At 66.6% G+C, this 6512-nt stretch carries 8 protein-coding genes; 7 read left to right on the top strand and 1 reads right to left on the bottom strand.

The window, feature by feature from the left end; translation table 11 throughout:
• Positions 1-514 precede the first annotated feature (514 nt).
• From coxB to N800_RS09015, 5 genes are read left to right on the top strand one after another with little or no spacing between them, the layout of a single operon-like run.
• Positions 515-1471, top strand: coding sequence for a cytochrome c oxidase subunit II (coxB, locus tag N800_RS09030; RefSeq protein ID WP_036137240.1), 957 nt, complete (start codon positions 515-517; stop codon positions 1469-1471).
• 29 nt (positions 1472-1500) lie between these two features.
• Entirely contained in the window at positions 1501-3120 is a 1620-nt protein-coding gene (ctaD, locus tag N800_RS09025; RefSeq protein ID WP_036137238.1) for a cytochrome c oxidase subunit I, read from the top strand.
• Between the two features lie 25 nt (positions 3121-3145).
• Positions 3146-3280, top strand: a complete 135-nt coding sequence (locus N800_RS16445) for a hypothetical protein (protein WP_269635140.1) — start codon at positions 3146-3148, stop codon at positions 3278-3280.
• Entirely contained in the window at positions 3277-3891 is a 615-nt protein-coding gene (locus N800_RS09020; RefSeq protein WP_036137235.1) for a cytochrome c oxidase assembly protein, read from the top strand. The genes N800_RS16445 and N800_RS09020 overlap by 4 nt, the downstream gene beginning before the upstream one ends.
• A gap of 37 nt (positions 3892-3928) precedes the next feature.
• A complete protein-coding gene (locus N800_RS09015) occupies positions 3929-4807 on the top strand; it encodes a cytochrome c oxidase subunit 3 (protein ID WP_036137233.1) in 879 nt (292 codons plus the stop codon).
• 125 nt (positions 4808-4932) lie between these two features.
• Here the strand turns inward: N800_RS09015 and N800_RS09010 are convergent, their stop codons facing one another.
• Positions 4933-5139 (bottom strand): twin transmembrane helix small protein, encoded by a 207-nt coding sequence (locus N800_RS09010; protein WP_036137224.1) that lies wholly within the window; start codon positions 5137-5139, stop codon positions 4933-4935.
• A 93-nt stretch (positions 5140-5232) separates the two neighbouring features.
• On the opposite strand from N800_RS09010, the gene N800_RS09005 reads away from it, so the two are divergent.
• Positions 5233-5952 carry an SURF1 family protein gene (locus tag N800_RS09005; protein WP_036137223.1) on the top strand — a complete coding sequence of 240 codons (720 nt, stop codon included), beginning with the start codon at positions 5233-5235 and terminating at the stop codon, positions 5950-5952.
• Positions 5949-6512: a hypothetical protein gene (locus N800_RS09000; RefSeq protein ID WP_036137221.1), complete on the top strand. Its 564-nt coding sequence runs from the start codon at positions 5949-5951 to the stop codon at positions 6510-6512. Before N800_RS09005 ends, N800_RS09000 begins: the two co-directional genes overlap by 4 nt.

Raw genomic sequence — 6512 nt, 5'->3', positions numbered from 1 at the left:
GCTGCCTCGTCGCGGACCCAGCCGGCGGTCAGGGCCGCGCGTGGGCCGCCGGGAGGCGGCGGAAGTTCGGGGCTGATCAGCCGGGCGGCGCCGGCCTGGGCGGCGGACAGGCCGCCAGCAGAAGCGTGGGTGGTCATCGGGTCCGGGGGACTGCCGTGGGAAGCCCGCTATTCTAAGGCTTCCGCCTGCTTGCACTGGCAATTCCCCGGCGTATGGCTCCAGTCGCGCTGGGTGTGACGCGGATCACATCCAGGGGGCTTTTGCGCGGCACCGGAGGGGGGCTGGAGGCTGCCCGCAACCACAACAAAATTTTCCTCGCTTGCCGCAAGTCAATGCAGGGGGCTACCATTTCGCGGTTATCCGTAGCGCCGGTCCCGGCGTGATGGGCCCCGAGGGGCCTGCCAGCCACCTCCTTCCGGACGGTCCCCTGCTGCCAGACGGCACGGTCGACCGGAACAGGTAGCCCGCGGAGCTGCATCCAACAATACCTTCAGATTTATCGGGGCTCGAACTGATGAAAGCCGGTCGTATCAAGCAGTGGGCAGTCGGCGCAGCCGCCATGGCCCTGCCGGTCCTCGCGAATGCGCAGGCCGCCGATCCCAAGCCGTGGCAGCTGAACATGGGCCGCGGCGTGACCCACCTGTCGCAGAACGCCTACGAGGCGCACATGCTGGCACTGTGGATCTGCGTGGTGATCGGCGTGCTGGTCTTTGGCGCCATGGCCGTGGCCATGTTCAAGTTCCGCAAGTCCAAGGGCGCGGTCGCCGACCAGAGCCTGACCCACAGCACCAAGCTGGAAATCCTGTGGACCGTGGTCCCGGTGGTGCTGCTGCTGGCCATGGTGTTCCCGGCCACCAGCAAGCTGATCCAGATGTACGACACCCGCGAGTCGGCCATGACCGTGAAGGTCACCGGCTTCCAGTGGATGTGGAAGTACGACTACCTGGGCGAGGGCGTGTCCTTCACCAGCCGTCTGGACCGCAAGAGCGACGAACTGCGCCAGAGCGGCAAGGTCATCGCCGAAGGCGACCACGACAACTACCTGCTTGACGTCGACAACGTGCTGGTCCTGCCGACCGACACCAAGATCCGCTTCGTGCTGACCGCCGACGACGTCATCCACGCCTGGTGGGTGCCGGCGCTGGGCTGGAAGCAGGACGCCATCCCGGGCATCGTCAACGAGGCGTGGGCCGAGATCCGTGAGCCTGGCCTGTACCGTGGCCAGTGCGCCGAACTGTGCGGCAAGGACCACGGCTTCATGCCGATCGTGGTCAAGGCCGTGCCGAAGGCCGAGTACCAGCAGTGGCTGGCCGCCGAGAAGGCGAAGAACGCGCCGGCCGCCCCGGTTGCCGCGCCTGCCGCCGCCCCGGCCGAAGCCGCGCCCGCCGAGACCGCTCCGGCGGAAGGCGAGACCCCGAACACCGACGCCACGGCCGCAGCTGCTACCCAGCACGCCGCGGTTGCCGGCTGATCGTCACGCATTACAGATAGAGGTAGGCCATGGCTGCCACGCACCCCGCCGCTGACCACCACCACGATGACCATGCCCACAAGCAGGGCTTCATCGAGCGTTGGTTCTTCTCGACCAACCACAAGGACATCGGCACGCTGTACCTGGTGTTCAGTTTCATCATGTTCATCATCGGCGCCGGCATGTCGGTGGTGATCCGCACCGAACTGGCGCAACCGGGCCTGCAGCATGTCAGCCCCGAGTTCTTCAACCAGATGACCACCATGCACGCGCTGGTGATGATCTTCGGTGGCGTCATGCCGGCCTTCGTCGGCCTGGCCAACTGGATGATCCCGCTGCAGATCGGCGCGCCGGACATGGCGCTGCCGCGCATGAACAACTGGTCCTTCTGGATCCTGCCGTTCGCCTTCTCGATGCTGCTGCTCACCCTGTTCCTGCCGGGCGGCGCCCCGGCCGGTGGCTGGACCCTGTACCCGCCGCTGTCGCTGCAGGGCGGCAGCAACGTGGCGTTCTCGATCTTCGCCATCCACATGATGGGCATCAGCTCGATCATGGGCGCGATCAACGTCATCGCCACCGTGCTGAACATGCGTGCCCCGGGCGTGGACCTGCTGAAGATGCCGATCTTCTGCTGGGCCTGGCTGATCACCGCGTTCCTGCTGATCGCCGTGATGCCGGTGCTCGCCGGCGCCGTGACGATGCTGCTGACCGACAAGTTCTTCGCCACCTCGTTCTTCAACGCGGCCGGCGGCGGCGACCCGGTGATGTACCAGCACATCTTCTGGTTCTTCGGCCACCCCGAGGTCTACATCATGATCCTGCCGGCGTTCGGCGTGGTGTCGGAGATCATCCCGACCTTCAGCCGCAAGCCGCTGTTTGGCTACCAGGCCATGGTGTACGCCACCGCCGCGATCGCGTTCCTGTCGTTCATCGTGTGGGCGCACCACATGTTCACGGTGGGTATGCCGCTGGGCGGCGAGATCTACTTCATGTTCGCCACCATGCTGATCTCGGTGCCGACCGGCGTGAAGGTGTTCAACTGGGTCACCACCATGTGGCGCGGTTCGCTGACCTTCGAGACCCCGATGCTGTGGGCGATCGGCTTCGTCATCCTGTTCACCATCGGCGGCTTCTCCGGCCTGATGCTGGCCATCGTGCCGGCGGACTTCCAGTACCACGACACCTACTTCGTGGTGGCCCACTTCCACTACGTGCTGGTGACCGGCGCGCTGTTCTCGATCATCGCCGCGGTGTACTACTGGTGGCCGAAGTGGACCGGCCGCATGTACAGCGAGACGCTGGGCAAGATCCATTTCTGGTGGACGATCGTGTTCGTCAACCTGCTGTTCTTCCCGCAGCACTTCCTGGGCCTGGCCGGCATGCCGCGCCGCATCCCGGACTACAACGTGGTGTTCGCGGACTGGAACCTGATCAGCTCGATCGGCGCGTTCGGCATGTTCGTCACGCCGTTCTTCATGGCCTACGTGCTGTGGCACTCGAAGAAGCATGGCGCCAAGGCCGAAGCCCGTTCGTGGGAAGGCGCCAAGGGCCTGGAGTGGACCGTGCCGTCGCCGGCGCCGCACCACACCTTCTCGACCCCGCCGGTGATCAAGGACGGCGATCTCGCCCACGGCGACATCAGCCACTGATCCGGACCGCTGAGCAGAGACCGGCATGAGCCCGAACCCCGCCAACCGTGACGATCTGGACGCGCGCCGCAAGCGCGCGCGCCGGACCGCGTGGATCGTCGGCGGGCTGGCGGCGCTGGTCTACGTGGTGTTCCTGCTGATGGGAGTGCTGGGCCGATGAGCGCGCACGACCCGTCGCAGGTGCCGGGCGCCACCCCGAAGGCCGAGGCACGCCGCAGCGCGGGCCTGGGCAAGATGGTGGTGGTCGCCCTGCTGGCGTTTGGCTTCACCTTCAGCCTGGTGCCGTTGTACCGGCTCGCCTGCGAGAAGGTGCTGGGCATCCGTCTGGAGCGCGGCGCGGTCGAGGCCGGCAAGGCTGGCGCGGCCAAGGTCACGCGCACGGTCAAGGTGGAGTTCGACGGCGGCGTGAACTCCAAGCTGCCGTGGGAGTTCCAGCCGCACCAGCTGACGATGGAAGTGGTGCCGGGCGAGCAGTACGAGACCACGTACTACGCGCGCAACACCAGCGACCGCGACATCGTGGGAAGCGCGGTGCCGTCGGTGGCCCCGGCGCGCGCCTCGGGCTACTTCAACAAGACCGAATGCTTCTGCTTCACCGCGCAGACGCTCAAGGCCGGCGAGTCGCGGGACATGCCGGTGCGCTTCATCGTCGACCCGAACCTGCCGGCCGACGTGAAGACGATCACCCTGTCGTACACCTTCTTCAAGAATGATGCGCTCACCACGCAGCTGCCCGGCGCGGGTTCCTCCTCGCCGCACGCCGCGCCGTGATCCTCCTGTAACTGTTACTGAAACGGAACCTGCCGCCATGGCCCAAGCCCATTCGCCAGACGCCAACCACTACTTCGTACCGCACAGCAGCCGCTGGCCGTTCCTCGGTTCCATCGCGCTGTTCGTGACCATGGTTGGCCTGGCCAGCTGGTTCAACGAAGTCAGCTGGGGCAACAAGGTCTTCTTCGTCGGCATCGCACTGCTGTGCGGCGTGCTGTTCGGCTGGTTCGGCGACGTGATCCGCGAGTCGGTCGGCGGCAACTACAACAAGCAGGTGGACGTGTCGTTCCGCATGGGAATGATGTGGTTCATCTTCTCCGAGGTGATGTTCTTCGCCGCGTTCTTCGGCGCGCTGTTCTACGCCCGCCAGTTCGTGATGCCGTGGCTGGGTGGCGAAGGCGACGGCGTGATGACCAACAGCCTGTTGTGGGAAGGCTTCAGCGCCGCCTGGCCGAGCAACGGCCCGGGCAACATCGGTGGCACCTACCAGACCATCCCGGCCTGGGGCCTGCCGCTGCTCAACACCCTGATCCTGCTGACCTCGGGCGTGACCGTCACCATCGCGCACCACGCGCTGAAGGCGGGCCACCGCAAGCAGCTGCTGGTGTTCCTGGGCCTGACCGTACTGCTGGGCGCCACGTTCCTGTTCTTCCAGGCGGAGGAGTACATCCACGCCTACAAGGAGCTGAACCTGACCCTGGGTTCGGGCATCTACGGCTCCACCTTCTTCATGCTGACCGGCTTCCACGGCGCGCACGTGACCCTCGGCACGCTGATGTTGGCGATCATCTGGCTGCGTTGCCTGAAGGGTCACTTCACCAAGGACGACCATTTCGCGTTCGAAGCGGTGGCCTGGTACTGGCACTTCGTCGACGTGGTGTGGCTGGGCCTGTTCCTGTTCGTCTACGTCCTGTAAGCGAGCGGCAGGCTGGAAACACGACGGGCCGGCGATTGCCGGCCCGTTGGTCGTTTGGAATCCGGGTGATGCGCGCCTGATGGCGCGGACGGACACCCGGTGGTGATGCCGGCAGGCGCCGTCGCTCAGCGACCGACGCCGTGGAACTCGATCCAGCCCATCTTGGCGGCAATGACGATGCCGAGGATCAGCGCGACGGACAGCGCGACACGCTTGGTGAGGGCGTTGACCGTACGCTTGCTCTCCCCCTTGTCCACCAGCATGTAATAGAGGCCGGCCCCGAGGTTCCAGAGAATGAGGATCAGGACGCCGACGATGATCAAGGTTTTCATGGCTGTGCTCCGGCGCGCGCGTGCGCGTGGGGTGGTCGTGGGCCGTGCAAGCGCGGCATCGGCTTCATTATCGCAGCAGGCGGGGAGGACGGTATGCACCCTCGGCTGAAACTCACCGTTTGGTGGCTGCTGGCGCTGCTGCTGGCGGCTGGCTTCGCCGGCCTGGGCGCTTGGCAGTCGCGGCGCGCAGTGGAGAAGCAGGCCATGCTGGACGAGGCCGCGCACGTACTGGCCCACCGCATGCCAGGGCCACTGTCAGCCGCCGCCGACCCGGCACGCGCACGTGCCGTGGAATGGGCTGCGGGCGAGGGCCGCTTCGATGCACGCGGCCCGCTGTGGCTGGACAACCAGCAGCGCGATGGGCGCGTGGGCGTGCGCGCGTACCGCATCTTCATTTCCACCGATGGCACGTCGCTGCTGGTGGAACTGGGCTGGCTGCCGTTGCCGGGCGACCGTGCGCTACCCGCCATCGAGCGACCCGATGGCGTGGTCGCGGTGCGTGGCTTGCTGTCGCCGCCGCCCTCGGCCGGCCTGGCCATCGGGCCGGCGCTGGCCGCGCAGGGCGAGGGCTGGCTGATGGCGCGCGTGGACGTGGCCGACGTCGCGCGCCAGACCGGCCTGTCGGTTCCGTTGGCGCCGCGCGTACTGCGCCTCGATCCGGATGTGCCGTTCGGCTACGCACGTGACCTGGTGCTGCTGTCGAACACGCTGCCGCCAGAGAAACACCGTGGTTATGCGGTGCAATGGTTCGCGCTGGCGCTGACCGTGCTCGCCACCGCCTTGATACTGACGTTCCGCAGGAAGACCCGATGAACCTCGATGCCGCTACCGTCCGCCGCAATCGCCTGATGCTGCTGGCGATCTTCGCGATCTTCTTCGGCAGCCTGCTGTTTGCCGGCGTGCTGCGTTTTTCCGGCTGGCGTCCGGCCGGCAGCAAGAACCACGGCGAAATGCTGCAGCCGCCGGGCGACCTGCGCAAGGTCGTGCCGTTGGCCAAGGACGGCAAGCCGTACGTCTGGAACCCGGTGGAACGCACCTGGCGCATCGCGTTGGCGCCGCCGCGGTCGTGCACCAGCGAATGCGTGGAACTCGCGCGCGAGATCGAGCTGGTGTGGCAGTTGTTCGGCAAGGATGCGGACAAGGTGCACGTGCTGTGGATCGGCGACGTGCCCGCCGGTGCGGCGCGCCCCGCCAGCCTGCATGAGCTGCAGCCATCGCCCGCCCTGAGCGAAGGCCTGCCGCGCGTCAACGACCCGCAGGGCGTGCCGGTGTACGTGATCGATCCCAATGGCTTCGTGATTCTGCGCTACGCTCCGGGTTTCGATCCGGGCGGCCTGCGCGCCGACATGGCCAAGCTGCTGAAACTGAAATGA

The sequence above is a fragment of the Lysobacter daejeonensis GH1-9 genome, from assembly GCF_000768355.1.
Taxonomy (GTDB): domain Bacteria; phylum Pseudomonadota; class Gammaproteobacteria; order Xanthomonadales; family Xanthomonadaceae; genus Aerolutibacter; species Aerolutibacter daejeonensis.
Note: the sequence above shows the minus strand (reverse complement) of the source record. Positions and strands in the feature narration are given on the sequence as shown.